Source organism: Alteromonas abrolhosensis, from assembly GCF_001953635.1.
In the GTDB taxonomy this organism is placed as follows: domain Bacteria; phylum Pseudomonadota; class Gammaproteobacteria; order Enterobacterales; family Alteromonadaceae; genus Alteromonas; species Alteromonas abrolhosensis.
In genome coordinates, this window is record NZ_MEJH01000009.1 from 189,449 (window position 1) to 215,295 (window position 25,847).

General features: G+C 43.9%; 25 protein-coding genes. 11 read left to right on the forward strand and 14 right to left on the reverse strand.

Features of this window, described 5'->3' with window-relative positions; all coding sequences use genetic code 11:
• Positions 1-11: 11 nt before the first annotated feature.
• From rseP to rpsB, 8 genes are all read right to left on the reverse strand, one after another.
• Positions 12-1,364, reverse strand: coding sequence for a sigma E protease regulator RseP (rseP, locus tag BGK61_RS14345; RefSeq protein WP_076011147.1), 1,353 nt, complete (start codon positions 1,362-1,364; stop codon positions 12-14).
• On the reverse strand, positions 1,358-2,545 hold the full coding sequence (gene ispC / locus BGK61_RS14350; protein ID WP_076011146.1) for a 1-deoxy-D-xylulose-5-phosphate reductoisomerase: 1,188 nt from the start codon (positions 2,543-2,545) through the stop codon (positions 1,358-1,360). The genes rseP and ispC overlap by 7 nt, the downstream gene beginning before the upstream one ends.
• Positions 2,545-3,408, reverse strand: a complete 864-nt coding sequence (locus BGK61_RS14355) for a phosphatidate cytidylyltransferase (protein WP_014997569.1) — start codon at positions 3,406-3,408, stop codon at positions 2,545-2,547. The genes ispC and BGK61_RS14355 overlap by 1 nt, the downstream gene beginning before the upstream one ends.
• A 54-nt stretch (positions 3,409-3,462) precedes the next feature.
• Positions 3,463-4,245 (reverse strand): polyprenyl diphosphate synthase, encoded by a 783-nt coding sequence (gene uppS, locus BGK61_RS14360; protein WP_076011145.1) that lies wholly within the window; start codon positions 4,243-4,245, stop codon positions 3,463-3,465.
• Positions 4,246-4,254: 9 nt separating this feature from the next.
• On the reverse strand, positions 4,255-4,812 hold the full coding sequence (gene frr / locus BGK61_RS14365; protein WP_014948555.1) for a ribosome recycling factor: 558 nt from the start codon (positions 4,810-4,812) through the stop codon (positions 4,255-4,257).
• A gap of 23 nt (positions 4,813-4,835) precedes the next feature.
• Positions 4,836-5,573 carry a UMP kinase gene (pyrH, locus tag BGK61_RS14370; protein ID WP_014948554.1) on the reverse strand — a complete coding sequence of 246 codons (738 nt, stop codon included), beginning with the start codon at positions 5,571-5,573 and terminating at the stop codon, positions 4,836-4,838.
• A 236-nt stretch (positions 5,574-5,809) separates the two neighbouring features.
• On the reverse strand, positions 5,810-6,682 hold the full coding sequence (gene tsf, locus BGK61_RS14375) for a translation elongation factor Ts (RefSeq protein WP_014975850.1): 873 nt from the start codon (positions 6,680-6,682) through the stop codon (positions 5,810-5,812).
• A 121-nt stretch (positions 6,683-6,803) separates the two neighbouring features.
• The gene (rpsB, locus tag BGK61_RS14380) at positions 6,804-7,535 is read right to left on the reverse strand and encodes a 30S ribosomal protein S2 (protein ID WP_014948552.1); all 732 of its coding nucleotides are present in this window, start codon (positions 7,533-7,535) and stop codon (positions 6,804-6,806) included.
• Between the two features lie 412 nt (positions 7,536-7,947).
• Between rpsB and map the strand changes: the two genes are divergently transcribed.
• The 3 genes from map to dapD all read left to right on the forward strand — a co-directional run bounded on the left by map (position 7,948) and on the right by dapD (position 12,539).
• Positions 7,948-8,742, forward strand: coding sequence for a type I methionyl aminopeptidase (gene map, locus BGK61_RS14385; RefSeq protein ID WP_014997567.1), 795 nt, complete (start codon positions 7,948-7,950; stop codon positions 8,740-8,742).
• A 324-nt stretch (positions 8,743-9,066) separates the two neighbouring features.
• Positions 9,067-11,718 (forward strand): [protein-PII] uridylyltransferase, encoded by a 2,652-nt coding sequence (glnD, locus tag BGK61_RS14390; RefSeq protein WP_076011144.1) that lies wholly within the window; start codon positions 9,067-9,069, stop codon positions 11,716-11,718.
• Positions 11,715-12,539, forward strand: a complete 825-nt coding sequence (dapD, locus tag BGK61_RS14395) for a 2,3,4,5-tetrahydropyridine-2,6-dicarboxylate N-succinyltransferase (RefSeq protein WP_014997565.1) — start codon at positions 11,715-11,717, stop codon at positions 12,537-12,539. Before glnD ends, dapD begins: the two co-directional genes overlap by 4 nt.
• A 130-nt stretch (positions 12,540-12,669) precedes the next feature.
• Here the strand turns inward: dapD and BGK61_RS14400 are convergent, their stop codons facing one another.
• The 3 genes from BGK61_RS14400 to BGK61_RS19750 form a co-directional block, all read right to left on the reverse strand.
• Positions 12,670-13,119: a flavodoxin domain-containing protein gene (locus BGK61_RS14400; protein WP_069943864.1), complete on the reverse strand. Its 450-nt coding sequence runs from the start codon at positions 13,117-13,119 to the stop codon at positions 12,670-12,672.
• A 66-nt stretch (positions 13,120-13,185) separates the two neighbouring features.
• Complete coding sequence (gene truC / locus BGK61_RS14405; RefSeq protein ID WP_076011143.1) at positions 13,186-14,025, reverse strand: tRNA pseudouridine(65) synthase TruC; 840 nt, start codon at positions 14,023-14,025, stop codon at positions 13,186-13,188.
• A complete protein-coding gene (locus tag BGK61_RS19750; protein WP_234349446.1) occupies positions 14,018-14,503 on the reverse strand; it encodes a YqcC family protein in 486 nt (161 codons plus the stop codon). Before BGK61_RS19750 ends, truC begins: the two co-directional genes overlap by 8 nt.
• A 66-nt stretch (positions 14,504-14,569) precedes the next feature.
• Here BGK61_RS19750 and BGK61_RS14415 point away from each other — a divergent pair, with 66 nt between their 5' ends.
• From BGK61_RS14415 to glgC, 4 genes are all read left to right on the forward strand, one after another.
• Positions 14,570-15,619: a DUF3549 family protein gene (locus BGK61_RS14415; RefSeq protein WP_076011142.1), complete on the forward strand. Its 1,050-nt coding sequence runs from the start codon at positions 14,570-14,572 to the stop codon at positions 15,617-15,619.
• The gene (locus BGK61_RS14420; protein WP_014997560.1) at positions 15,620-15,922 is read left to right on the forward strand and encodes a DUF3301 domain-containing protein; all 303 of its coding nucleotides are present in this window, start codon (positions 15,620-15,622) and stop codon (positions 15,920-15,922) included.
• 1,277 nt (positions 15,923-17,199) lie between these two features.
• A complete protein-coding gene (locus BGK61_RS14425; RefSeq protein ID WP_199820706.1) occupies positions 17,200-17,697 on the forward strand; it encodes an Hsp20/alpha crystallin family protein in 498 nt (165 codons plus the stop codon).
• 40 nt (positions 17,698-17,737) lie between these two features.
• Positions 17,738-19,111, forward strand: coding sequence for a glucose-1-phosphate adenylyltransferase (glgC, locus tag BGK61_RS14430; protein ID WP_014997558.1), 1,374 nt, complete (start codon positions 17,738-17,740; stop codon positions 19,109-19,111).
• Between the two features lie 86 nt (positions 19,112-19,197).
• On the opposite strand, the gene BGK61_RS14435 is transcribed toward glgC, so the two are convergent.
• On the reverse strand, positions 19,198-19,851 hold the full coding sequence (locus BGK61_RS14435; RefSeq protein ID WP_044556927.1) for a GNAT family N-acetyltransferase: 654 nt from the start codon (positions 19,849-19,851) through the stop codon (positions 19,198-19,200).
• A 221-nt stretch (positions 19,852-20,072) separates the two neighbouring features.
• Positions 20,073-20,438: a DUF3192 domain-containing protein gene (locus tag BGK61_RS14440; RefSeq protein WP_076011140.1), complete on the reverse strand. Its 366-nt coding sequence runs from the start codon at positions 20,436-20,438 to the stop codon at positions 20,073-20,075.
• A 300-nt stretch (positions 20,439-20,738) separates the two neighbouring features.
• Here BGK61_RS14440 and BGK61_RS14445 point away from each other — a divergent pair, with 300 nt between their 5' ends.
• Positions 20,739-21,050 (forward strand): hypothetical protein, encoded by a 312-nt coding sequence (locus BGK61_RS14445; protein WP_076011139.1) that lies wholly within the window; start codon positions 20,739-20,741, stop codon positions 21,048-21,050.
• A gap of 60 nt (positions 21,051-21,110) precedes the next feature.
• Here the strand turns inward: BGK61_RS14445 and syd are convergent, their stop codons facing one another.
• Entirely contained in the window at positions 21,111-21,653 is a 543-nt protein-coding gene (gene syd / locus BGK61_RS14450; protein ID WP_014997554.1) for a SecY-interacting protein, read from the reverse strand.
• A 146-nt stretch (positions 21,654-21,799) separates the two neighbouring features.
• Here syd and queF point away from each other — a divergent pair, with 146 nt between their 5' ends.
• The 3 genes from queF (at position 21,800) to ppnN (ending at position 25,665) form a co-directional block, all read left to right on the forward strand.
• The gene (queF, locus tag BGK61_RS14455) at positions 21,800-22,660 is read left to right on the forward strand and encodes an NADPH-dependent 7-cyano-7-deazaguanine reductase QueF (protein WP_076011138.1); all 861 of its coding nucleotides are present in this window, start codon (positions 21,800-21,802) and stop codon (positions 22,658-22,660) included.
• A gap of 73 nt (positions 22,661-22,733) precedes the next feature.
• Positions 22,734-24,290 (forward strand): GGDEF domain-containing protein, encoded by a 1,557-nt coding sequence (locus BGK61_RS14460; RefSeq protein WP_014997552.1) that lies wholly within the window; start codon positions 22,734-22,736, stop codon positions 24,288-24,290.
• Between the two features lie 10 nt (positions 24,291-24,300).
• Positions 24,301-25,665: a nucleotide 5'-monophosphate nucleosidase PpnN gene (ppnN, locus tag BGK61_RS14465; protein WP_049585972.1), complete on the forward strand. Its 1,365-nt coding sequence runs from the start codon at positions 24,301-24,303 to the stop codon at positions 25,663-25,665.
• The last annotated feature ends 182 nt before the right edge of the window (positions 25,666-25,847 follow it).

Genomic DNA, 25,847 nt, shown 5'->3' on the forward strand with positions numbered 1-25,847 from the left:
CCTGATTTGTATCAGGTTATGCGAGCGATATCGTTAAAAATTGCGATACCCATGATCATAAACAGAAGCACGCCACCTATTCTGTAACCCCATTCCTGCACCGCTTCAGGCACAGGCTTGCCTGTGATCCACTCCACGATAAAAAACATGAGGTGACCACCGTCAAGCATGGGCAAGGGTAATAAATTTATTATGCCTAAATTTACGCTTATTAAGGCAAGAAAACTCAAAAAGTACGCAAGTCCATACCCAGCACTTGTTCCCGCACCTTGAGCAATTGAGATAGGACCACTCAAATTCTTCACCGACACGTCGCCCGTGATGAGCTTACCTATCATTTCGACACTGAGTGTCATAAGACGCCAAGTTTTATCTAGCGCCTTCCCAATAGCCTCTATAATGCCATACTGATGCGTAAACACATACCCTTCTGGCCAAGGCTCGAATGTTGGGCTTACACCTAGATACCCACTTTGCCCTTGTGGAGTATCGCGGCGCGCTATCGTGGCATCTAATGTCAGCTGTTGTCCATCCCTTTGTATTTCAAGTGAGATTTTCTCACCAGGACTTTCAACAATAACGTCAACTAAACGTTCCCACGACGACAACTTAGTGCCATTTAATGCAACGAGCTCATCGCCAGGCTTTAAGCCTGCTTGCTCAGCTGCACTCCCTTCACCTACAAACCCAACGGTTAACGTTGCATCTGGACGATAAGGGGTTAGTCCTAAGCTGCTTAAAGGAGACTCGCTATCTGGGTCAAAGTTCCAAGAACTCAGTGTAAAACTCAGTTCTTTTTCAACGTTTGCTGAATTTTTAACCGTAACACTGGCATTTTCGGCACCAATGTTTGAGACAATTTCTAAGTTAACGGCTTCCCAATCAGGCGTATTTCTACTGCCAACTTTAATAATTTCATCACCAGGTTGCACACCTGCGATAGCTGCGATGCTTTCTGGCTCAACCTGTTTTACTACTGGTTTAACCGTTTCCAGCCCCACCAGATACATTAACCACAGTGCGAAAAATGCGAAGATAAAATTAACGCCAGGGCCAGCAGCAATAACTGCCATTCGTTGTAAAACCGGTTTGTTATTAAACGCTTTGTTTGCCAATTCAGGCGGTACATCGTCAATCCGACCATCGAGCATGCGAACGTAGCCACCAAGCGGGATCATAGCGATGACATATTCAGTGCCCGACTTACTTGTCTTGCGCCAAATTGGCTTTCCAAAACCAATTGAAAAACGCTCTACTTGTACACCGCATTTACGAGCAACGTAAAAGTGCCCCCATTCATGTACAGCAACCAAAATACCTAAGGCTACAATGAATGCACCAAGGCTCCATAAAAATGCTAGCACTGGAATTTACCTCGAATAATCTCGTTAGCTTTTGCTCTTGCTAAGCTGTCTTGCTCTAGTATTTGCTGAATAGAACTTACTGAAACATAAGGCATGGCGTTAAGCGTGGCGTCGTTCACTTTTGCAATATCACAAAACTGAATCTTACCTTCTAAAAAAGCTTCAACAGCCACTTCATTTGATGCGTTCACTCGCGTTGTCGCACATTGCCCTTCTTTACAGGCATCCATAGCAAGCTTCAAATTTGGGTAACGCTCAAAACAAGGCGTTTGAAAACTGAAATTTGAGATATCTGAAAAGTCGAGTGGCGTCACGCCCGCTTCGATGCGCTCAGGATGCGCCAAACCATAGGCAATCGGGGTACGCATATCAGGGTTGCCCATTTGTGCGATGACCGAACCGTCAACATATTGCACCATAGAATGAATAATACTTTGCGGGTGAATCACCACATCAATATCATCAACCCCAGCGCCAAATAGCCAACAGGCTTCAATAAATTCCAGCCCCTTGTTCATCATGGTCGCCGAATCGATTGTAATTTTTCTGCCCATCGACCAGTTAGGGTGTGTGCTGGCTTCATCGATTGTAATTGCCGAAAAGCTATCTAGCGGCCTTTCCCTAAACGGACCACCTGAGCCCGTTAATAAAATTTTACGAATGCCTGATGCCGCCAAATTACCGTATTCATAATCGTGCGGGAGGCACTGGAATATAGCATTGTGTTCGCTGTCGATAGGAAGGATTTCAGCGCCGCTTTGGTTCGCAGCCTCGATAAATAAAGCGCCAGACATGACCAAAGCTTCTTTATTCGCAAGCAAAACCCGTTTGCCCGCCTTTACCGCCGCCAGTGTAGGCAAAAGGCCGGCTGCACCAACAATTGCAGCCATTACAGCATCAACTTCAGGCGCACTTGATACTTCTTCCAGTGCCTTGGCTCCGGAGAGAATTTCTGCATCAACACCGTACTGAGATGCTAACTCACAAGCTACTTTGTAGTTAGCGTCATCGGCAATTACCACATAGCGCGGTGCGCATTTCTGAGCCTGCTCCATAAGTAATTCAAGCTGAGAGTTACCAGTAATGGCAAATACGCGGTATTTATCTGGGTGGCGATTTATTACATCAAGTGTATTGCAACCAATGGAGCCTGTGGCCCCTAACACTGTTACTGTTTGCATTACGCCATCCAAGTTACATAGCAGAATGCGAAAACAGGGAACGCAGCCGTTAAGCTATCAATTCTGTCTAGTACACCACCGTGCCCTGGTAGAATTTTGCCACTATCTTTAATACCCGCACAGCGCTTAAGCATGCTTTCGTTTAAATCACCAAGCGCTGAAACAGCTACCGTGATACCGCCAATAGCGAGGTGGAGCCAAATACGTGAAGGCTCTACCTGATAGTGAAGGGCCGCAAAAGCAATAATAGCGAATGAAGCCGCAATACCGCCTAATAAGCCTTCTAAACTTTTACCCGGCGATACATTTGGACGTAGCTTATGGCGACCAAATTTCACGCCAACAAAGAAAGCCCCTATGTCTGCAGCCCAAACAATACCCAATACGTAAAAGATAAGTGATGCACCGTAAAACGGGTCTACATCGTGCAAGCTCGTTCGAAGCGCCACTACCGCTACCCACGTAGGTATTAGTGTAAGTGCACCGAATAGGGTTCTAACGCTGCGACTGTCTTTCCAGAATTTGGAGTATTTAGGATAGGCAAGCACCATAAACAAGGAGGCAATCCACCACAGAACGGCGATAGTTAATATAGCGCGATACAAACCATGTAACTGCCCCTGATACCAGATCGTGCTTGCATCGACAATTAATGAGAGCGCAATACATATGGCAAAAGCACTCGCCATATAGATGAGCTTTTTGGGGCGTTCACACACACCCGACATATTCGCCCATTCATAGGCGCCAATGCCGACCACGCCAGCAATGGCTATTTCAAACCAAAAAATAGGAAGAAAAAGAATAGCGTAAAGCGCCAGTGGCGCGAGGATTAATGCAGTTATTATTCGTTGTTTTAGCATAATTTGCCCTTGGCGTTCGTTACCAGGGCTAGCCTGATAATTGCCTGTATGGTGTTAACCATCGGCTGTGACTACTTGTTCACCGGTTAGACCAAAGCGACGTTGGCGAACATTAAAATCGTCTACGGCTAGTTGAAACACGTCTTCGTTAAAGTCGGGCCATAGTACGTCAGTAAAGTACAATTCAGCATAGGCACACTGCCAGAGCAAGAAATTGCTAATACGGTGCTCGCCACCTGTGCGAATGAGAAGGTCTAACTCAGGAAGGTTAGCCGTTGAAATATGCGCGTTAAGTGCGTCTTCAGAGATGTTTTCAACATCAAGTTCACCGCTTTTCACTTGCGTTGCAAGTTGCTTAGCCGCGTTTACAATGTCCCATCTACCGCCATAATTTGCGGCGATATTTAAGACTAAATCTTTGTTGTCTTTGGTCATGTCTTCAGCTTTGCGAATTTTTTCGACTAGCTTAGCGTCAAACGCTTCAACATCACCAATAACCTGCAAACGTACACCATTTTTGTGTAACCGTTTTGCTTCACTATTGAGGACAAGATTGAACAGCTCCATCAAGACACTGACTTCTTCCTCAGGACGCTTCCAGTTTTCACTTGAAAACGCGAATAGCGTAAGTGATTCAATGCCGTTTTGACGTGCAAAGCGCACAACAGAACGCACAGACTCTACCCCGGCTTTGTGGCCGAAAGTACGAATTTTCCCTTTCTTTTGCGCCCATCGACCATTGCCATCCATAATGATTGCAACGTGCTTCGGGCCAGCAGTCACTGCCGGCGCCTCAGCTTTCGTCGATTTGGCTGCGCTTAAACGCTTTCCAATCATAATACTTACTTATACTTCCATTAGTTCTTTTTCTTTGTCAGCAAGCATGCTGTCAACTTTCTTAATGAAATCGTTAGTAATAGATTGAATGTTCTCTTCAGCTGCACGGCTTTCATCTTCACTGATCTCTTTTTCTTTAAGAAGATCTTTGATGTCACCGTTAGCGTCGCGACGGATGTTGCGGATAGCTACACGACCACCTTCTGCTTCGTTGCGAACAACGCGAATAAGGTCTTTACGACGCTCTTCCGTTAGAGGAGGTAAAGGAATACGAATTGAACCACCTGCACTCATTGGGTTTAAACCTAGGTCAGACTGCATAATGGCCTTTTCTACCGCTTGAATGGCGCTTTTATCAAACACAGTTAACGCTAGAGTACGGCTGTCTTCTGCAACTACGTTAGCCACTTGCTTTAGCGGCGTGTCTACGCCGTAATAAGGTACCATGATGCCATCTAGAAGGCTTGGATGCGCACGACCAGTGCGGATTTTGCTGAATTGGCCCTTTAGAGAAACTAGGCTTTTTTCCATGCGCTCTTGCGCATCTAATTCAATTTCATCAATCACGATTTGTATCCTATTGTTCTTAATTAATCGTTGTCAGCGTGGCGAATAACAGTACCTTCTTTTTCGCCCATCACAACACGTTTTAGGCAACCTGGCTTATTCATGTTGAATACGCGAATTGGCAAGCTGTGATCGCGCGCCAAAGTAAACGCTGACAAGTCCATCACTTTAAGTTCTTTTTCTAGTACTTCTTGGTAAGTCAGTTCTTCATACAGCGTAGCTTCTGGGTTTTTAACCGGATCATCACTATATACACCATCCACTTTGGTCGCTTTTAATACCGCATCGGCTTCAATTTCGATGCCGCGTAAGCAAGCCGCTGAGTCTGTAGTGAAGAAAGGATTGCCCGTACCCGCAGAGAAGATAACAACGCGGCCTGACTTAAGAAGGCTAATGGCTTCGGCCCAGTTGTATGCATCGCACACGCCATTAAGTGGGATAGCTGACATCATACGAGCATTTACAAATGCACGATGAAGCGCGTCGCGCATGGCTAAGCCATTCATTACGGTAGCTAACATTCCCATGTGATCGCCAACAACGCGGTTCATTCCCGCTTTTGCTAAGCCTTCGCCACGGAACAAGTTACCACCACCGATAACAAGACCAACTTGAACACCAAGTTCAACCAGCTCTTTAATCTCTTGTGCCATTCTATCTAGCACTTTAGGGTCTATGCCAAAGCCTTCCGCCCCCATTAGGGCTTCACCACTAAGCTTTAACAAAATGCGTCGGTATGCTGATTTTGGTGTGATACTCATAGTTTGAATTGTCCTCGTAAACCCGTTTTGTCCTATGTCTTTCGTTAAATCACTGGTGTAAAAAACATAGGACAAAGCGCTTTCGTTTGTCAGGCAGGCGCGTACGTATTTCGCCTAGCTTCACACTTACGCATTACATTGGCAACACTAAAGATGTTCAGCTATAAAAAAGCACCTCCTAAGAGGTGCTTTGTAGTTTATCTAACTATTGCTTAATGCAAAAGATAAACACTCAATTATTTCTTAGCAGCAGCCATTTGAGCAGCTACTTCAGCAGCGAAGTCTTCAGTCTTCTTCTCGATACCTTCACCAACTTCGAAACGTACGAAGTTGATTACGTCTGCGCTGTTGTTCTTAAGAAGCTCAGCAACAGAGATTGAAGGATCTTTAACGAAAGGCTGACCAGTCAAGCTCACTTCGCCAGTGAACTTCTTCATGCGGCCTGCAACCATTTTCTCAGCGATATCAGCCGGCTTACCAGACTGGATAGCGATTTCGATTTGGATTTCTTTCTCTTTCTCAACAACTTCTGCTGGAACGTTTTCAGGCTTAACGAACTGCGGGCTTGCAGCTGCAACGTGCATTGCAACGTCTTTCGCTAGCTCTTCGTCACCGCCAGTAAGGATAGAGATAACACCAATACGGCCGCCGTGTACATACGCGCCTAGTGTATCGCCTTCAACGTTGATAACGCGACGAGGAGAGATGTTTTCGCCGATTTTAGCAACAAGTGCATCACGCGCTTCGCTAACTTTAACGCCGTTCATGTCTGCGTCGTTAAGCGCTTCGATGTCGTTGATGTTGTTAGCAGCTGCTACTTCTAGAAGCTCGTTACCAAATTTAAGGAAACCTTCGTCACGTGCTACGAAGTCAGTTTCACAGTTAAGTTCAAGCATAGTCGCGCGACCTGCTTCAACCTTAGTAAGGATTACACCTTCAGCTGCGATACGGCCTGCTTTTTTAGCCGCTTTCGCTTGGCCTGATTTACGCATGTTTTCAATGGCTAACTCAATGTCACCATCCGTTTCAACCAGGGCTTTTTTACAATCCAGCATACCTGCGCCAGTACGTTCGCGCAGTTCTTTAACTAGTGCTGCAGTCACTGCCATTTTTCAATTCCTCAGCATTAAATATAAATTCGTTAGGTAAAAGGGGCGATGTCGCCCCTCTCAATACGTTTCGTATTGTAGTACTGCCATATTATTAAGATATGACAGTAAGCAATCAGAATTACTCTGCTGCTTCTACGAAGTCGTCTTGCTCAGCTTGTACTTCAAGGTTGCTTTCGCGACCTGAGTTGATAGCGTTTGCAGCAGCATCCAAGTAAAGTTGGATAGCGCGGATAGCATCGTCGTTACCAGGGATGATGTAATCAACACCGTCTGGGTTAGAGTTAGTATCAACAACACCAACAACAGGAATACCTAGGTTACGAGCTTCTGTTACAGCAATGTGCTCGTGATCTGCGTCGATAACAAAGATTGCGTCTGGAAGACCGCCCATATCTTTGATACCGCCAAGGCTGTTTTCAAGCTTGTCCATTTCGCGCTGAAGCATAAGTGCTTCTTTCTTAGTTAGCTTTTCAAACGTACCGTCTTGGCTTTGCTGCTCAAGATCTTTAAGACGCTTGATTGACTGACGTACTGTTTTCCAGTTAGTCAGCATACCACCTAACCAACGCTTGTTTACGTAGTACTGGTCGCACTTAAGAGCAGCATCTTTAACTGCTTCGCCAGCTGCGCGCTTAGTACCAACGAAAAGGATTTTACCTTTCTTAGACGCAACACCTGAAAGGTAGTTAAGTGCGTTGTTGAAAAGTGGAACCGTTTTTTCAAGGTTGATGATATGAACTTTGTTACGAGCGCCGAAGATGAAAGGCTTCATCTTTGGGTTCCAGTAACGAGTTTGGTGACCGAAATGCACACCTGCTTTCAGCATGTCACGCATAGAAACATTAGCCATTTTATTTTCCTCTTGGGGTTAGGCCTCCATATACCCCTTGTATCGATTCAGACCAACCTAAGTTGAACTGAACACCCCGATACGAAGTGTCGGTATATGTGTGTTTTAATAAAATAAATTTACCCTCTAAAACGGTGCCAAATACACATGGCAAAATGAGCTTTCCGTCAGGGCGCGCGCTTTATACCACAATCCCACCTTAGCCTCAAGTTTTGAGGGTAAAAAGCGACAATTTGAAGTATTTAAATTAAAGAAAGTATAGAACCTTTGATAAGGTCGCTTTACACCTCTGACTTTAGCAAATAAAAACCAGCAATATCATCACCTTACTAAGAATGACCTGAATAGTGTTATAATGCGTAAGTAATCAAAATTCTTCATCAAACTAGTTTCAAACGATTTGAGAGGCGCTGTGACAGCTATTATCAAAACCCCAGAAGAAATCGAAAAAATGCGCGTAGCCGGTAAACTGGCAGCCGAAGTGCTTACTATGATAGGGCCTTACGTAAAGAAAGGCGTTACCACTGATGAGCTAAATACTATTTGCCACGACTACATCGTAAATGAGCAAAAAGCGGTACCCGCGCCTTTAAATTACGGCCATCCGCCTTTTCCTAAATCTATCTGCACGTCAGTAAACCACTGTATTTGCCACGGTATTCCTTCTGATAAGAAACTGAAAGACGGCGACATCATTAATATCGACGTCACAGTTATTAAAGATGGCTATCATGGCGATACGTCAAAGATGTTTGTGGTGGGTAAGCCTTCTATCCTTGCAGAGCGCCTAATTCGCGTTACCCAAGAATGCTTATATAAAGCTATTGAGCAAGTGAAACCGGGCATGCGCCTTGGCGATATCGGTCATATTTGTCAAACCCACGCAGAAGCGCATAACTATTCAATAGTTCGTGAATACTGCGGCCACGGTATTGGCGCTAGTTTCCACGAAGAACCACAAATTGTTCACTACGGTAAGCCAGGTACGGGTGATGTGTTAGAGCCAGGTATGTGCTTTACCATCGAGCCTATGGTAAACGCAGGCAAGCGCTACTCAAAAGTGCTGCCAGACCAATGGACTGTGGTAACTAAAGACAGAAGTTTAAGTGCTCAATGGGAGCACACCCTATTGGTCACTGAAACTGGCGTTGAGATTCTTACGCTTCGCGAGGAAGAAACCTTGGAACGCGTCATTTCTCACGGGTAAATCGACTTCGCCAATATTGGTAACGTCTTAATTTTGCGCGTTATTAATTGCTATTTGTAAAATAAAGTCCAATGGATTTTCATAAAGCGGCTGTTGAGTAAACGGCCGCTTTTTTACATCGTTCGCAAGCTTCAGTCCGAACTCTCAAATCTCGACAGTATGCCCTCTGCTCCCCTTTCGTTTATTGCGCTACACACCTATAACAAAAAACCATAAATATTCACAATTCAACCTAACTTATGCATTAATTTGCTACTGCGCACCGCTACCAATTCATGCTATTGTTCTTAGCGTCTAAAAAGAAGTCTATTTCAAAGGTGTATTTTGACGCTGCAATCACTGATAAAGAATATCGACACAATCAGCTCTGTTGACGAAATTCCCGCCATTAAGTCGTGCGTGGAAGCCAGTTATGCCTGGATAACAGAGTCCTTCGACGCTACACCGGTTAATCAACTCGTTACGGGGCGCGCCCAATTCGTCGATGCGTTACTTTGTCATCTTTGGCAGCTATATGGTTTAGATACTGTTGACGAATTATCGCTTTGCGCCGTTGGCGGTTATGGTCGTGGTCACTTACAACCTCACTCAGACATCGATTTACTGATTGTTAGCAGAAAGAAGCTTAAGCCGGATGTGCAAGAAAAAATTGGCATGTTCATCACCCTTTTATGGGATATCAAATTAGATGTTGGCCAATCAGTTCGCACTATTAAAGAAACGGTTAAGCTAGCAAAAGACGATATTACGATTGCAACCAATTTAGTTGAAAGCCGATTACTTTGTGGAAGCGAAGCCACCTTTGATAAATTGTGGGACGAAGTTAACGGTCGAAATTCATGGTCGAGCAAAGCGTTTTTCTCAGCCAAGTATGACGAGCAGAAAAAACGCCACGCCAAATTCAACGGTACCGCTTATAACCTTGAACCTAACATCAAAGAAAACCCGGGGTGTTTGCGAGATATTCAGTCTATTGGCTGGGTCGCGAAAAAGCATTTTAAAGAATACGACGGCTGGAACTTAGTTGGCCACGGCTACTTTACCGAGCAAGAGCACAGTGAGTTAATTGCCTGTCGCATGCACCTTTGGAAAATGCGCTGTGCACTGCATCTGATTGCAGGCAGAAGCGAAAACCGACTGCTGTTTGATTACCAACCTGACGTCGCAAAAATGATGGGATATGGTGAAGAAGGCAAATCATCTGTCGAGAAAATGATGCGGGACTTTTTCCGCACCGTGGCGCGGGTGTCTGAGCTAAACCAAATGCTGCTTCAACGCTTCAAGTACGACATGCTGAATCAAAGTGTTCAGAAAAGCGTGATCATAAACGAAGATTTCGAACTGCTCGATAATATGATTTCGCCACGACACGAAACCGTATTTTCCTCACCCGAAGCTATCTTAGATTTTCTGCATTTGGTGGCTAACACACCAGAAGTACAAGGCCTCAGCACGATTTGTATTCGTCAGCTGCGCAACGCTCACCGCGCTTTTGAAGCAGAATACTATGTAGAGCGCCCGCTGTGCCGTGAAAAATTCATGCACTTAATGAAACAGCCTGAGTTCTTTGATTTTGCATGGGACATCATGCATCAGTACGGCATCTTACAAGCTTATCTTCCTGAATGGGATGCTATTGTAGGCATGATGCAGTTCGACCTGTTTCACGCCTATACGGTAGACGAGCACACTCACCGGCTAGTGAAGCATGTAAACTACTTTTTCTCGAAAGCGAATAAAGATTTCCCGCGCTGCGGCAGAATTTGTAGAAATCTCGACAAACCAGAAGTGCTTTATATCGCGGCTATTTTCCACGATATTGCCAAAGGAAGAAACGGCGACCATTCCACGTTGGGTGCCCAGGATGTGGCAAAGTTTTGTCAGCAGCACAATGTTCCTGGCGACGATGCTGAAATGATAGCTTGGCTAGTGGAAAATCACTTATTGATGTCAGTCGTGGCCCAACGCCGCGACATTTATGACCCTGACGTTATAAGCGAGTTTGCGGGCGCAGTTAGAAGTCATAACCACCTCAACTTGCTTTATACGCTGACCCTTGCTGATATTCGCGCCACCAATGACAACCTTTGGAACGATTGGAAAGCGTCTTTGCTTCGCGAATTATATTTGATGACGCAAAAGGCGTTGGACAACGGTCTTCAATGCCAAGTGACGCTTAACGAGCGAGTAACCACTCACAAACATCAGGCAAGACAGATATTACAGGAGCGTGCCATTGACCCCGTTGCCATAGACGCGCTGTGGGCCCGCCTTGACGACGACTATTTTGTTCGGTTTAAGCCCACGCAAATTGCATGGCATACCGATGAAATTATTAAAGCTCAGAACGAATGGCTTACGCCAGAGCACAATGGCCTTTTAGTTAAGGCAAATGATAACAGTGCAAAAGGTGGCACAGAGGTATTTGTTTACGGTAAAGATAGAAAAGCGTTGTTTGCGCAGGTCGCTTCAGTGCTGGACAGTCGCAATTGTTCGATTCACGACGCACACGTTACCGTAACCAGAGACGGCTATGTTTTTGATAGTATGCTAATTCTGGAAAATGACGGTAGTCGTATAAGCTCAGAGTCTCGCATTACGTCTATTGAGAATGCCATTACTGCCCAACTTGAAAAGCCAGGTCGCTCGCACGAGAATAAGCGCAAGTTGCCTCGACAAATGAAACAACTAGACGTGCCTACCAAGGTTCGTTTTTTCAATATCAACGATGAAGCCACACTTATTGAGTTAGAAGCCCTAGACGCACCAGGCATTTTAGCTAAAATTGGTCACGCATTCGTTGATACTAATATGACGCTTAAGCTTGCGAAAATTGCCACTATTGGCGAGCGGGCCGAAGATATTTTTATCGTCAGCAATGAGGCTGGCAAAGCATTAACCCAAGAACAGCAGGTGAACCTTAAAAAGCGGATCCTGTTTAAACTCGATCAACTTGAAGATATCACAATACCATGAATGAATTGAAAGCCATTATTGAAGACGCCTTCGAAAATCGCGATAGCATTAGCCCTTCATCTGCACCTGATGAAGTAAGAGATGCAGTAGCACAAGCTATTGACCTTCTAAACACAGGTAAAGCGCGCGTTGCAGAAAAGATAGCTGGCGAATGGGTAGTACATCAATGGCTTAAAAAAGCTGTTCTACTTTTCTTCCGTCTTCACAACAACGATGTGATTGAAGGCGCTGAAAGTAAGTTTTATGACAAAGTACCGCTTAAGTACACTAACTATACTGCTGAGCAGTTTGCAGCAGATGGCGCACGTATTGTTCCACCTGCCGCGGTACGTACGGGTACTTTCGTAGGTAAGAACGCGGTTGTTATGCCTTCTTATGTAAACATTGGTGCATTTGTTGACGAAGGCACCATGGTTGATACGTGGGCAACGGTAGGCTCGTGTGCGCAAATTGGTAAGAATGTTCACTTATCAGGTGGCGTGGGCATTGGTGGCGTATTAGAACCGCTTCAAGCAAACCCTACCATTATTGAAGACAACTGCTTTATCGGCGCCCGTTCTGAAATTGTAGAAGGTGTGATTGTTGAAGAAGGCTCTGTTATTTCAATGGGCGTCTACATCGGTCAGAGCACTCGTATTTATGACCGTGAAACCGGTGAAATTCATTACGGCCGTGTACCAGCAGGTTCAGTAGTAGTGGCGGGTAACCTGCCAAGCGCCGATGGCAAATACAGCCTTTACGCCGCTATCATCGTGAAGAAAGTAGATGCGAAAACCCGCGCGAAAGTAGGTATCAACGCACTACTTCGCGGCGTAGAATAAGCAGTATTTCTGTCTTATCGCTTACGGCTCGGGTTAATTTCAATTGGCCGAGCCACATGCTAAAAGGCTCACAAATTAAAAGAGGCGCTTATGCGCCTCTTTCTTTTCGTAATCAGAATATTTCTAAGACTTAAGCCAACAGCTTATCTTTAATGGTGTTAACCCACTCTACAACGTCTTTTTCTGGCTCTAGAGTTTCAATTGCGTCAACTTCTAACATATCGGCAACTGCGTTACCTTGTAGTTCGGTCAGTAACGCATGAAACTGTTTACCAGCTCCACAGAAACTATCGCCATAGCTGCTATCGCCTAGCGCTGCTACCGCGAATGGCTTGCCAGTTAACATAGGCGATTCGTCTTTCAAATCTGAAAACACAAACTCAAGGTTTGGTGGTACATCGCCCTGTCCTGTTGTAGAGGTGATGATCAAAAGTGCATCAGCATCAGTGAAATCTGCCACCGACGGGTCGCTTTCAAGTGAGCAGTCCACGCCCTGTTCAGCTAAGTTCTCTTCCACCTGCTCAGCTACGTGTTGCGCGTTGCCGTAAACTGTACCCGCAATAATTTTCAATGTTGCCATTTTTACCTCTTAAACCAATGATCGTCGCCTTTCTCGACAGGCGGAAATTCTTACTATTTTATCAACCTAAACGCAAAACGGCGCTAATTTTTCGAGCCATAGTCGCATTTCACTGTGCATCTGTGAATTAATTGATAGCCACTTTCCAGTGACAGGATGAGAAAAGCCCATGTGAGTACAACTTAAGGCCAAATTGTTAAAATTAAAGTGCTGCTTGGCGAATTTGTTTTGTTTGCCATCGCCGTGGGTCGTGTCACCAATAATGGGATGACGAATATGTACCATGTGTCTACGAAGTTGATGTTTGCGCCCGGTACTAGGTGAAAGCTTCACTAGCGAATATCGTGCACTTTGGTATTTGCCCACAGGCTCAGGCACTTCAAATTTTGCTACTGACTGATACATAGTTGATGCAGGTTGTGGCGGCTGCTGCGGGCGCTTATGCTTGTCTGCAATTTTGTCGTAGCGGTATTTTAGGGCGTAATCGATATATCCGGTATGGTGCACAAAACCGCGAACTATAGCGTGATACGTTTTTATTACCTGCTTGTCCATCATCTGCTGCCCAAGCTTTGCAGCAATTTCTGAGCTAAAGCTAAACACCAGCACACCTGACGTGGGTCGGTCTAATCGGTGAGCTGGGTATACGTGCTGGCCTATTTGATCTCTAAGTGTCTGCACCGCAAACACAGTTTCGTGTCTATCGATCGGGCTTCTATGTACTAATAGGCCTGGCGGCTTCTCAATCGCAATGATGTGTTCATCTTGGTACAACACAGGTAAATGAAGAGCGTTAACACGACCGTCCTCACCAGCGCTTGCCTTTCCTATTATTTGCTCATCTGAATGCACAGTTAATTGGCCTTTTAAATCGTTCTTCATAGTGCGTTGTATTTGCTCACCCAATGTCTCCATTGGCAATGTTATCAATAATTTGAAGCTGAGACAGGGTGCGCTGATTCGCCGATGATAGGTATATTTGCGCTGCAGGCGTAATTTGCATAGGGGGAAGAGGTTGTTCATTCGTCAACAAGACGCGCATTTTGGGAATAAAAATAAAAGCCAACCAACTCTCAAACGCTAAACAATCGACCGCAAAAGGAACCGCACTTTCCATAGCATTTTTTAGGTCTTGTTCCGCAGGCTCTTCATTTGGCCAAATACCATCTTGATACATGTCTGTTTCTAATTGTATCAATGCTTTACTTAATGCAATGTGATGAGTGCTATTCGTTTTAATCACATCCTCTCCGCAATTCAAAAACGCTTTACTTTCGAAGCGCGCAGTATAGCAGGGGCTAAAGGTCAACATAAGTGTGCGTGTCTTATCGTTGAATTTCTTCTGCTGTGATACCATTACTCGTATTTGTTGGCGGTCACTCATAGAAGTCCCCATAGATAGATTTGCCCACTGACAAATTTTGATTAAAGCAGTATTTTGGAACGAGTTATGAGCGCTAACAGTATTAATTCTATCAGCGAGTTTTTGTTACATGCAGGCACTGAATACCAGGTTTTTGATTTAGGTCGTCGCCTTGAACCCACAGATAGTCAGACTTTTCTAGAAATAGAAAACGGCAGTGCTTACGCGCCTTACCCTCGTCAGCAGCACGCGTGGTTCGGCATCGTCTTTTGGAATAAAAATGCTTCTACTCAACACTATATTTGGTTTGTGAAACTGCCGCTTGATGAGCAAGGCTTAGTGGTTGCCGCTGCAAGGAATCATTTTCTAGAGATTATTGTTGATGCACTAGGCCAGTCTGTCGCTGAAGATACTGAAAAAGCACAAACACTGCCTGACAACCCTTATTCGTTTGTTCCCAATCAATCGCAACTTGCTCAATTTAACGCACTAGTTAAACGCACCCTAAACCAACCTTTAAGTGAAGAGGCGCAAAAAGTTGAGGCCTACATTCAAGCCCCGCAACTTGTTGATTGGCAGCATATATCCATGCAGAGCGTGGCAGACTTTGTACATAGCCTAAGCCATCACCCCAAACAAGATGTATTAGCGCAGGCGATTAAAACCAACACTTCACTTTACTCGGACGTTTTCCTTAACACTTTAATGGAAATGAGTGAAAGCGTTTCTCTGCCTGAAAATTTATTAGCGGCGTATTTGGCTGAGATAGATAAAAGTACTGACATCAATTTAGCGGCGTTAAGAGGCACGTCAGAGGGTACCTTTAACCCGACCATTAACAACAAACTACTCGAACTATTAAAAAGCGAAAAGTCGCAGAGACTTGATATTCTAAGCGTTATTGCAGCTCGTCATTTCGAGCAAATGGAGCCACTACTGCTTAGTGCCTTTCTAGAACAGGCGGCAAAAATGGACGAAAAAGAGGGTCATCAAGGTGCTTTATTCGCAGGGTTCTTTTCGGATTTAGTGCAAATCCCGAAATTACGCAGACAAGTGCTAACCCTATTGCATTCAAACGCGAACTCACAGGTTCTCGGCAACGCATTTCAACAATTGTTTGCACAAGCGAGAAAGTAAATGACGTTACTTGAGTTGGTGGTGTGGTTGGTTATTGGATTTACTGGCTATCAGTTTTGGCGCATTAGAGCCATTTCCGAGCAAACAAATACGTACCTAAGGCAATACTGCGATAAGCACAACTTACAGTTGCTTAGTGTGGCGAGAGCAAAAACACGATTTTCATTCAAATATGGTAAGCCAGACTGGCACAGCTTATTCAATTTTGAGTTTTCAAGTAATGGCGAAGACCGATATACCGGCGAAGTTGAATTGATAGGTGTAAGGGTTATGCGAACAGAAGTACCGCCCCATAGGGTATGAGCTAATATATCCAAATGCACTTAGGCTTTTAAACCACTCCAAAAATTCAAAAAAAAGGGGAACCTGTCGGCTCCCCTTTTTCCTGGAATTTTGAGTATCCTTCTCCGCGATCCTTTGCGACTAAAATCTTCCCGATTAAAATCCGTATACGCCCCTTTCCATCTACTCTCGCGCCTTCCTGTGCGAGCTACACTTCCATGCGTAGGTCCCTTTCCTTTTTTCCTAAATTACTACACATCCTACATGCAGTGTTCCTCATCCTGAGGCTGTCCTTGTCAGGCTCCGCTGACGATCCCTTCCTTCGTTCCATTTTTCGCTGCACATCCTGCTACAGCTTTGCTAATCCTTTAGCATGTCCTTCTTTCATCCTTGGTTTGCTCGTCCATGCAAACTAGAAATTCCTTGATGGCTCTCCTGCCGTTGGCTCCTTGCCTCTAGCTCCTTGCTAGCTTTAGTCCCTTTATCCCTGCAACGTCCTGTACGTGATGTCCTATCACGTCTCTCGTCCTTGAATTCCTTTATTCCCTATCAAATCCGTTTTCAACATCCGTTTAATGCAGCATCCTATCTGCTTTCCCTTCCCTTTACTCACTGCCTTGTGAGAGTCTCATCCTTAAGTTGTCCTAACTTATTCCGTTGATGATTCCTTACTCAATCCGTGACTCGTCGTGTTTCCTTGTGACATGTTTATAGTATCCCTTCCAATTATTACCGCCATATTGAATTACAAGGATTTAAGAAAGTTTTTTGTACGACTTTCGACTACTTTTTAAAATATTCAATAGAATCAAAGACTTTATACTTTAGTATAATTTTTTCTTTCAGAATTTAGGTAAGATCACTCACAGCGTTTGTAGGAAATGTCTTACAAGCGAATGAGGCAAAAATGCATTTTTGTAAATATGCTAGGAAGCGAGGGGACAACCAAGAAAGCGTTAAGAAAGTTCACCTACATCTTGAGTTACTTTGAAAGCTAAGCTAGTGACTACAAGTTTAATGAACGGTACTTTTCCTCAATGACATAGCAGTGCTGACGACATATTAGTTATAAGTATATAAGAGCGAATATCTAATCGTGCTCCGTTTACGCTTGTCTAAAGCGCGGTGAAAATTTGCAATACCTTTTCCACTATCGATTAAAAAATAAACTATTCTTATATTGACTGGGATCAATATCATTAGCGATTAAATCTTGTTAACTATTAGCAGCTGATAAGTCAAAGCTTAGGTAGTTCGGCTCACCATAATCTACTTATTATTGCGATAGGAGACTTATTATGAGTAATTTACCCATAACTAATCGTTCCAGTGACAGTAAATCAAACAGCTTCTTGTCTAGCTTCTTTGGACAAAAGGCCCTTGATAACTTCTTTCAAGATTTTTCTAGTCATTTTCCCTTTTCAAAAGAGTCCTCCGGTCTTATAGACACCAAACTAGATTTCGTTACGCCCAAGGTCGATATTGTTGAGCGTAAAAAAAGCTATGAATTGACTGCGGAATTACCGGGGTTAGAGAGTAAGGACATAAAACTATCGCTGTCAGACGACATTCTCACTATAAGCGGGGAGAAGAAGTATGAAAGTGATGAAGATAAAGAAGACAACATACACGTGATGGAACGTAGTTACGGCAGTTTTCAGCGTAGTTTCAGGTTACCTGTGAGCGTAGAGCAGGATGCTATTAACGCAAATTTTAAGAAAGGAGTACTCAAGATACTTCTTCCTAAATCGGCTAAAGCACAGGAATTACAGCGTAAGATTGAGATAACAGACTAGATACAAATAGCGCCAGGGACGGCTGAATTCGGAGCCTGATATGAATGCTGAAACAGATATTTACCAGATAATGAAAGATACCTTAGTTTTAGTCTTGGCCGGTGGCCAGGGCTCAAGGTTGAAAGAATTAACCAAAATGCGCGCTAAGCCTGTATTAGAGTTTGGGAGCCATTGTCGTATTATAGATTTTCCACTGTCGAACTGTGTTAATTCAGGCCTAAAGCAAATTGCCGTGCTGACTCAGTATAAGTCACAGTGTTTAATTCGCCATTTGATGCAGCATTGGAGCCCGTTGAACAACAGCTTTGGCGGTCGATTGGATATTTTAGCGGCATCACAACAACGGTCTGAAAGCTGGTATCAGGGAACGGCAGACGCGTGCTATCAGAACATGGGTTATATTAAGTCGGTGGCTCCGAAATACGTTTTGATTCTTTCAGGAGATCATGTCTATAACATGGACTACCGTAAACTATTAACTACCCATGTGAAGAGTAATGCTGAAATGACAGTGTCATGCATCGAGGTGCCTACTGAGTTAGCCGCGAATCAGTTGGGGGTGTTAAAGGTTGATTGCAATAGTCACATTACCGCCTTTGATGAGAAGCCCCGCGTTCCCCATGCACTGGTCGATGCTCCTGACTATTGTTTGGCTTCCATGGGTAATTATGTAGTTAACGCTGATGTATTGTTCAAATTACTCACCGAAGATGCTGGCTCGCTTAACTCTGAGCATGATTTTGGCAAAGACGTGATCCCTTCAATTATTGCTCAGCATCGAGTTTTCGCTCATCGCTTTCGTAGCCCCAATGGTGCGCAAATTCCCTATTGGCGAGATGTGGGCACCTTGGACAGCTATTGGCAAGCTCACATGGACTTGCTGAATAACTCGAGTTTATTAAACCTATCCGATCCCACGTGGCCTATTTGGGGAAGCTCTTTTTCACGGGCGCCCACCGAAATTACTAATGGTAGCCACTCGGCCTGCTGTGAACTTAAACAAGTATTGGTGGGTTCAGGCTGTAAGTTAAACAGTTGCTCTGTGAGTCAGTCAGTTTTGTCATCAAATGTTAGTATTGGCACAGGGTCAATAATTGATAAAAGCGTGTTGCTACCCGAGGTAAATGTAGGCAGTGAAGCCAGGTTAGCTAATGTGATTGTCGATAAAGGGGTAAACATCCCGCCTAACTTCGTAATTGCTGATACCGCTATAGCAAAACAACAAGGCTTCACAGTTACCCGAGAAGGTGTCATTTTAGTCACTCAAAAAGTTATCGATCGAATCAACGGCTCGTTAGCGGATATCGATAATATACAAAGATTTATGAAATCGAGTTATACCGGCCCTTTACCGGCGAGAATTGTGACTCCGAAAAGTCATGAGTACCGCGATTACGTACTGTCCGAAAGGTAAACAGTGTTTCATTTAATGCGTTCAATTCTGAACGCATTAAATTAACCTCCTTTTTAGAACCTCAGTATAGGTGCCCTGGCAACATACTAGTTTTGTTTTTTCCTAAACATTATATCGCCGTCTATATGTGACAAATGAAGTTGACTAACGATTTGATAATTGTCGTCGTTAAAGAAGTGACGATGGGAAGGCACGGTGACAAAAACCGCGATGCCTTCGCTTTTGGCGTCCTCTTCTACAACGCTGTCAATTGCACCTAATAAAATATGTCCAAGACCATGGTGCTGATAATCAGGATGTACTGCGATAAAGCTCAACATATGGAAATTGTCGGCGGGTACTAAGGCGCGTACTTTTTCTTCTTTTTCTAACATTTGCTTAGTACCAAATAATCCGGCCGTCAAAAGCATTCGCAATCTCCAATGCCAATAACGCCCTGAACCAAATGCCGCATCGGGTGCGGTTAAACACGCCACAGCGATAAGCCTGTCGTCATCAAACAGACCTATCATGGGTTGTTCTGCAACCCAGAATGCGTTGAGTTCTTCGCGAATAGCGGAACGAAGGCGGCTTTCATAGCCTTCTTTCTCTGCTTGAAAAATGTCGATGAAAAGGGGGTCGTCTACGTATGCATTGTAAAGAATAGAGGCAGCAACTTTCAGGTCATCTACAGATAAGTAGATGGCTTTAACCGTGTCTTGCAAGGGGGCTATTGCGTTATTAATCGCATCGGTATTCATCAGGGGCTCCTTGTACGCAAAGTTGTTAGTTGCAAATACCCATTCAAATAAGATGGGCAAGGTGGATGAAAATGCGGCCGCATTTAACATTGCGCCAACCACCTAACAAGCTGTTCAAACTTTAGCCTACTCGAAAACCCCTCACATGTTAACTTTTTATTAACATTTAAAAGTGAAGATTAATTCAGCTTTTATATTTAATCACTAAAATTGAAGCGTGTTTAGTGCATCAAGCTATAGGCGCTGTCACCCCAACCTACCAAATTGCCGTTTCTGAAAACTAATGGGGTGCACTCATCTTTTGTAGTTATACCGTCGCCCATTGTTTTTTGGGTACGGTAGTAAAGTACGCGATAAGTGCCGTCTTGCTTTTCGAACAATTCATTAAAGTCAGCAACACCCATTTTTCTCAGCACAGTTTCGTAGCTTGTCCCTGTCTCAAGATTCGCAATGTGTTTGCGATTATTAAACTCTCTATCTTCCCAATCGGCACCATAGTGACTATCTGACCCTCCACCTACAGATACCACACAGCCTGAAAGTAAAACTGAAGATGCTAAAGCTACAAAAAGAAGAACCGTTTTCATGTGTATTCCTTAAATTGTGTGTGTTGTTTTTATTTGATACTACGTCTACTTTGTGAACCGACACTGAATAGACATAAATACGCGAAAATAGTAACCACTGTATGCACAAGTGATAACGTAGTTTAGGACTGAATAAACAAGAATAAGGCCAAAATATAAGATACTGATATTTATATAAATTATAGTTTCACCAGTATTGAACTTTTAAAAAAAGTAGTGAGATAAGTAACTTATTAGTGAAATTGACTATACACACAAGCTACACTGCTAACTTTGACGACATTGAATCATTTCCGAATTATGAGTAATTCTAATTTACAGCAGCTCCATATTTTATGCCTTCAAATGCATAAAGAAGGTAAAACACCGTCGGTGGGGATTTTACGTGCTAGGGCTCCTTTTAAAGTATCGGTAACCGAAGCCATTGAGGCAATTAAACGATTTAACGCGCATAAACCTAAATTAGATGTGCCAAGCAAAAAAGAAGACTCGCAACAAAATTCAACTAATAGCGCGGGGCAAGTTAGTAGTCTGCAAGCACGAGTAGAGACGTTAGAAAAAGAAGTGGCAGAACTAAAACGTGTGCTAAATGAGGTAATTAGCGCAAAGTAGTAATGACTTTTGCCGGCAGGCTACTTTATGCCTGCCAGACAATGTAATTAAATAGACAGCTTACATAGTGGGCGTAAGTTGCTCCAAAAATGCCGCAAGAGACGGAGCAAGAATTTGAGAGGGCTCTTTACCTACCTGCTCGAGTGCAACTTCACCACTTTCATTGACAACCGTTAAGATAAAATCTTCTTCATCAGTCAACCCAAAGAACAACGTTGGCGCTTGCCCCAGCCTCTGCTTCATTAGCAAATGGCCAATCAAGTTCTGTTGTAGTCGCTCAAAGTCTTCGCTATTGAAAACTTGTAGAAGTTCGCAGCGACCTTGAGGGGCGGCAGCCCTTAAATTATCGCTGTAGTAACGAGTGAAGTATTCACAGTATTCTGGATTTAGCTTTAGCGATAGCGCCTCTTCAACGTTATTGAAAGACTGTGGGGGCGACTGCAGTGTTGGTGTCCATCTAACAAACTCCCCATCTTGTGCCGTCTTTTCATAGCACGGCGAGGGCCACTCGCTATCATATGCGATCTTTAACCCTTCCCCCTTGGTGTGTTCGACATAAGATGATACAAATTTATCTAATTGTGCGGAAATTGTTAGAGCCATTATGACGTTACCTGCGTATTTTTGGGGTACACTATACAACTAAACAGTTAAGTCAATACTGGGGTTGTTTCGACTATACTGCACGACATTAGTTCGCCACTGCAGTTCTCTTATTCAAACCCCACGTAGATGGATAAAAGGTTCACATGTCGACTGACAATTCACCTCAAAAAATTACTATCACTGCACCTGATGACCTCTCTTTGGGTAAACAGGTTGACTACGAATTTGAATATAACCCCGGCTTGTTGCAAGGTGTCCCGCGTAATTTAAGCCGCGACACATTGGAATTGGCTAATTCTAGTCTACCCTTCGACGGTATAGATACCTGGACTGGATACGAACTTTCTTGGCTTAATTTAAAAGGTAAGCCCAATGTTGCTATTTTAGAATGCCATGTCCCTATCACCTCAGAAAACTTAATTGAATCAAAATCATTTAAGCTCTATTTAAATAGCTTCAATCAGACAAAGTTTGCCTCGGCAGAGGAGGTACGACAGGTGCTACAGGCTGATTTATCAGCATGTGCAGGCGAGCCTGTGGAGGTAAAGCTAATTCTTCCCGATCAGTTTACCTCTTTGCAATTTAAAGAATTTGAAGGGACATTGTTAGATAATCTTGATGTAGAAATCGAACAATATTCCCCCAACACCCAGTTTTTAGCTGTGGCTAAGAGTGGTGCAGAAGTAAAAGAGACGCTTATTTCCCACTTACTTAAATCTAATTGTTTAATCACAAGTCAGCCAGATTGGGCTAGTATTCAAATTAGGTATGAAGGAAAAGCCATTGAACATGAAGGGCTTTTGAAATATCTGATTAGCTTTAGGCAACACAATGAGTTTCATGAGCAGTGTGTTGAGCGCATCTACAACGACATCATGCAACATTGTCAGCCAGATAAGTTAACGGTATGTGCTCGTTATACACGAAGAGGCGGTTTAGACATCAACCCCTTCCGTTCGAATTATGAAGCGCCTTATGCCAATCATCGTCAAGCACGTCAGTAATATTACGGTGAAGTACACCCCTAAAGCTAACACAGCTGCGGCGGTAACAGTGAATTAGAACTAAGACGAGATTATGGAAGCAAAACAACTACAAACTTTAAAACAAAATAATGCGCTTCTTTGCCAGTTTATTGTGAAGCTCTCAGCATTTTACGAGGGCTTTTCCGATAAAATAGATACTGAACTCAAGGTATTGCGTGGCCATCTGTCTGGCACACCGAATTTCAGCCTAGCGGCGGTCAGTATTGAAAAGCTTAATAAATCTCTACAGCACCAAGAAATAACTCTGAGAAAATACAGCGTTGATACTGTATCTTCACTAGAAGATGCGATGAAACAGCTGCAGAAAATTGTTTTTCAAGACAGTGAGCTGAAAGGGCTGACAACACAAGAGTTGATTAAATTGAATCAGCCTGTGGGCGATATATTTAGTATTTATAAACTATACGCAAAAGCCATTGCCCTTCACCGCATTGCACTTAACAAAAAAATGGTAGGCCTCGAACCAACCGGGTCGGTTGAAGCGCCATCGAACAAGCAAGAAAATTCGACCACTCGTTCGCTAAAAGATGACAATCCTCACTACCGCTCTATATTAGTTGAACTTAATCATTTGATTACTTCGTACGCGCAGAAAAAACCAAATGATCCTCAGCTCAATGACATAAAGCAACGTCTCGATGACGGCATGGATGAAGACCAGTTACTGAAAAGCTGCGTTGTGATTTTGCGAATGATTGTGCAAGACGCCATGTCAGAGGCTAGCCTGACAGGGAAAGTCATTCAGAGCCTACACCGTTCGCTAGGTGAAGTAAGCGACGATGTAAACAATACCATTCAGGGGAGTCAAGCCCAATTCGAGCAACGCCAAGCGGGCAATGAACAGCTTAAGCGTGAGATTAGCCACATAGAAGAAGCTGTATCAGAAAGCAGCTCCTTAGAAGCCCTTAAAGAGCAGACCCAGTTTCGGGTTGAAAAGCTTGTAAGCACCTTAAGCGAGCAGCAAAGCAACGATCAACAAGGCCAAGAAGCGCTAATGGCATTGCTGTCTTCAATGCAGTCGCGCATAGATACGCTTCAGCAACAAACCAGCGTTTATAAAAAGAAGCTCGCCGAGCAAGCCATGCAGAGTCGAACCGATCCGCTAACACGCCTTCCTAATAGACAAGCATATAACGAAAAATTAGACGCGGCGTATGCTCATTTTAAATCTAGTGGGGATACTCTGGCAGTTGCCGTTGTTGATATTGATCATTTTAAATCGATCAACGATAGGTTTGGTCACGCTGCGGGAGACAAAACTCTGCAAGTGGTGAGCAAGTTTCTGAAACAAAGCCTGTCAGAAAATGATTTTGTTGCCAGATGGGGGGGAGAAGAGTTCGTTATGCTGCTGCCTAACACGCAGATGGCAGATATTGATAAAAAGCTTAATGAAGTTAGAACAAAGCTCGCTGCTATGCCGTTCAAATTTAAGCAAGAAAAAGTAAAAATTACCGCTTCTTTCGGCGCAACCTGTTTCGGTGAAAATGACACTACAGAAACGATTTTCGAGCGCGCCGATGAATACCTTTATAAAGCGAAACGAAACGGCCGCAATCTCGTAGTCACTGATTTAAGCACTGACTTATAGGAAGTAAAGTATGAAGAAAGTGCAGCTTAACCCTGTTGGCTGGATGAGCCAACTGTCGCAAGTAGAAGTTTCTCGCCTTCAAGATGCCACTAATAGCGAGCTTTTCGCTATGTTCAGAAACTGCTGCCTTGCTGTATTGAACAGCGGCGTTGATGAAGACAATTTCGAAGCGCTATTCGCCCCCTATGAGAATTTTGAAATTAAGCTCATACGTCGTGAACGAGGCGTAAAAATTGAGCTCGTCAATCCGCCCGAGGTAGCGTTTGTAGATGAGCAACTTGTACGTGGTGTACATGAACATCTTTTCGCTGTACTGCGCGACTTGCTGTATATGGGTAATAAGTATGCATTTCTTCACCAAACCGCTCCAGCGGAAGGTAACGACATTACCGATATGGTTTTTGACATGCTACGCCATGCCAAAGCACTTGAGGGTAACGACGGCGTAAACACTATTGTTTGCTGGGGTGGCCACTCTATTAATCAGGTTGAGTATAAATACACTAAAGAAGTAGGCTATCAACTTGGCTTACGTGATATGAATATTTGTACCGGATGCGGCCCTGGGGCAATGAAAGGCCCAATGAAAGGCGCTACCATTGGTCATGCTAAGCAGCGCCATAAAACCGGGCGTTACATTGGTATATCAGAGCCGAGTATCATTGCTGCTGAGCCACCGAATGCCATAGTAAACGAGCTCATTATCATGCCGGATATCGAAAAACGCCTAGAAGCGTTCGTTAGATTGGGCCATGGTATCGTCGTGTTCCCTGGAGGTGTTGGTACAGCAGAAGAACTGCTTTACCTGCTTGGCATCTTAATGAATGAACGAAATGCACAGCAGCCCTTCCCTTTTATATTGACTGGCCCTGCTGGTAGCGAAGAGTATTTCGAGGCTATTGACGCCTTTGTCGGTGCAACGCTTGGTTCACAAGCGCAATCAAAATATCAAATCATTGTGAACGACCCGGAAGAAGTTGCTCGCACTATGAAGAAGCAGCTTGAAAAAGTGAAGCAGTTTAGAGGTGCCATGGGCGACGCTTTTAGCTTTAACTGGTCGTTAAAGATAGAGCAAGATTTTCAACAACCCTTCATTCCAACTCATGAAAGCATGGCTGCACTTCAGCTTCATTTGGATCAAAGCAAAAGTGACCTTGCCGCTAATTTGCGAAAAGCGTTTTCGGGTATTGTCGCAGGAAACGTTAAAGCAGAGGGTATTGCCCAGATTAAAAAACATGGCCCGTTTGAACTTACTGGTGACAGTGCATTGATGGAAAAAGTCGATACGCTGCTAGAATCCTTTGTAAAACAGCACCGAATGAAGCTCCCGGGGACGGCATATGAACCGTGTTACGTTGTGAAGAATGAAAAATAAGGTAATGAATAACCGATAACCGTGATAAGACGCATTTGCTTACGTTTACTACTTATGCTTGGCAGACATTTTGCGTTACACTACTAAAGAGTATTGTTTTACGCATTAAAGCATCAAGCTTTCTCTCAACGTGATAGAAATGCGTCCCACTCGTGATTAACACTAACATTAAAGTAAAGAAA

What these genes read in the sequence shown, in the direction of transcription:
- ispC (WP_076011146.1), bottom strand. Translation starts at nt 2,545, where the DNA reads ATGCAAACAGTAACAGTGTTAGGGGCCACAGGCTCCATTGGTTGCAAT.
- BGK61_RS14355 (WP_014997569.1), bottom strand. Translation starts at nt 3,408, where the DNA reads ATGCTAAAACAACGAATAATAACTGCATTAATCCTCGCGCCACTGGCG.
- uppS (WP_076011145.1), bottom strand. Translation starts at nt 4,245, where the DNA reads ATGATTGGAAAGCGTTTAAGCGCAGCCAAATCGACGAAAGCTGAGGCG.
- pyrH (WP_014948554.1), bottom strand. Translation starts at nt 5,573, where the DNA reads ATGAGTATCACACCAAAATCAGCATACCGACGCATTTTGTTAAAGCTT.
- tsf (WP_014975850.1), bottom strand. Translation starts at nt 6,682, where the DNA reads ATGGCAGTGACTGCAGCACTAGTTAAAGAACTGCGCGAACGTACTGGC.
- rpsB (WP_014948552.1), bottom strand. Translation starts at nt 7,535, where the DNA reads ATGGCTAATGTTTCTATGCGTGACATGCTGAAAGCAGGTGTGCATTTC.
- dapD (WP_014997565.1), top strand. Translation starts at nt 11,715, where the DNA reads ATGAATGAATTGAAAGCCATTATTGAAGACGCCTTCGAAAATCGCGAT.
- BGK61_RS14400 (WP_069943864.1), bottom strand. Translation starts at nt 13,119, where the DNA reads ATGGCAACATTGAAAATTATTGCGGGTACAGTTTACGGCAACGCGCAA.
- BGK61_RS19750 (WP_234349446.1), bottom strand. Translation starts at nt 14,503, where the DNA reads ATGAGTGACCGCCAACAAATACGAGTAATGGTATCACAGCAGAAGAAA.
- BGK61_RS14415 (WP_076011142.1), top strand. Translation starts at nt 14,570, where the DNA reads ATGAGCGCTAACAGTATTAATTCTATCAGCGAGTTTTTGTTACATGCA.
- BGK61_RS14420 (WP_014997560.1), top strand. Translation starts at nt 15,620, where the DNA reads ATGACGTTACTTGAGTTGGTGGTGTGGTTGGTTATTGGATTTACTGGC.
- BGK61_RS14425 (WP_199820706.1), top strand. Translation starts at nt 17,200, where the DNA reads ATGAGTAATTTACCCATAACTAATCGTTCCAGTGACAGTAAATCAAAC.
- glgC (WP_014997558.1), top strand. Translation starts at nt 17,738, where the DNA reads ATGAATGCTGAAACAGATATTTACCAGATAATGAAAGATACCTTAGTT.
- BGK61_RS14435 (WP_044556927.1), bottom strand. Translation starts at nt 19,851, where the DNA reads ATGAATACCGATGCGATTAATAACGCAATAGCCCCCTTGCAAGACACG.
- BGK61_RS14440 (WP_076011140.1), bottom strand. Translation starts at nt 20,438, where the DNA reads ATGAAAACGGTTCTTCTTTTTGTAGCTTTAGCATCTTCAGTTTTACTT.
- BGK61_RS14445 (WP_076011139.1), top strand. Translation starts at nt 20,739, where the DNA reads ATGAGTAATTCTAATTTACAGCAGCTCCATATTTTATGCCTTCAAATG.
- syd (WP_014997554.1), bottom strand. Translation starts at nt 21,653, where the DNA reads ATGGCTCTAACAATTTCCGCACAATTAGATAAATTTGTATCATCTTAT.
- queF (WP_076011138.1), top strand. Translation starts at nt 21,800, where the DNA reads ATGTCGACTGACAATTCACCTCAAAAAATTACTATCACTGCACCTGAT.
- BGK61_RS14460 (WP_014997552.1), top strand. Translation starts at nt 22,734, where the DNA reads ATGGAAGCAAAACAACTACAAACTTTAAAACAAAATAATGCGCTTCTT.
- ppnN (WP_049585972.1), top strand. Translation starts at nt 24,301, where the DNA reads ATGAAGAAAGTGCAGCTTAACCCTGTTGGCTGGATGAGCCAACTGTCG.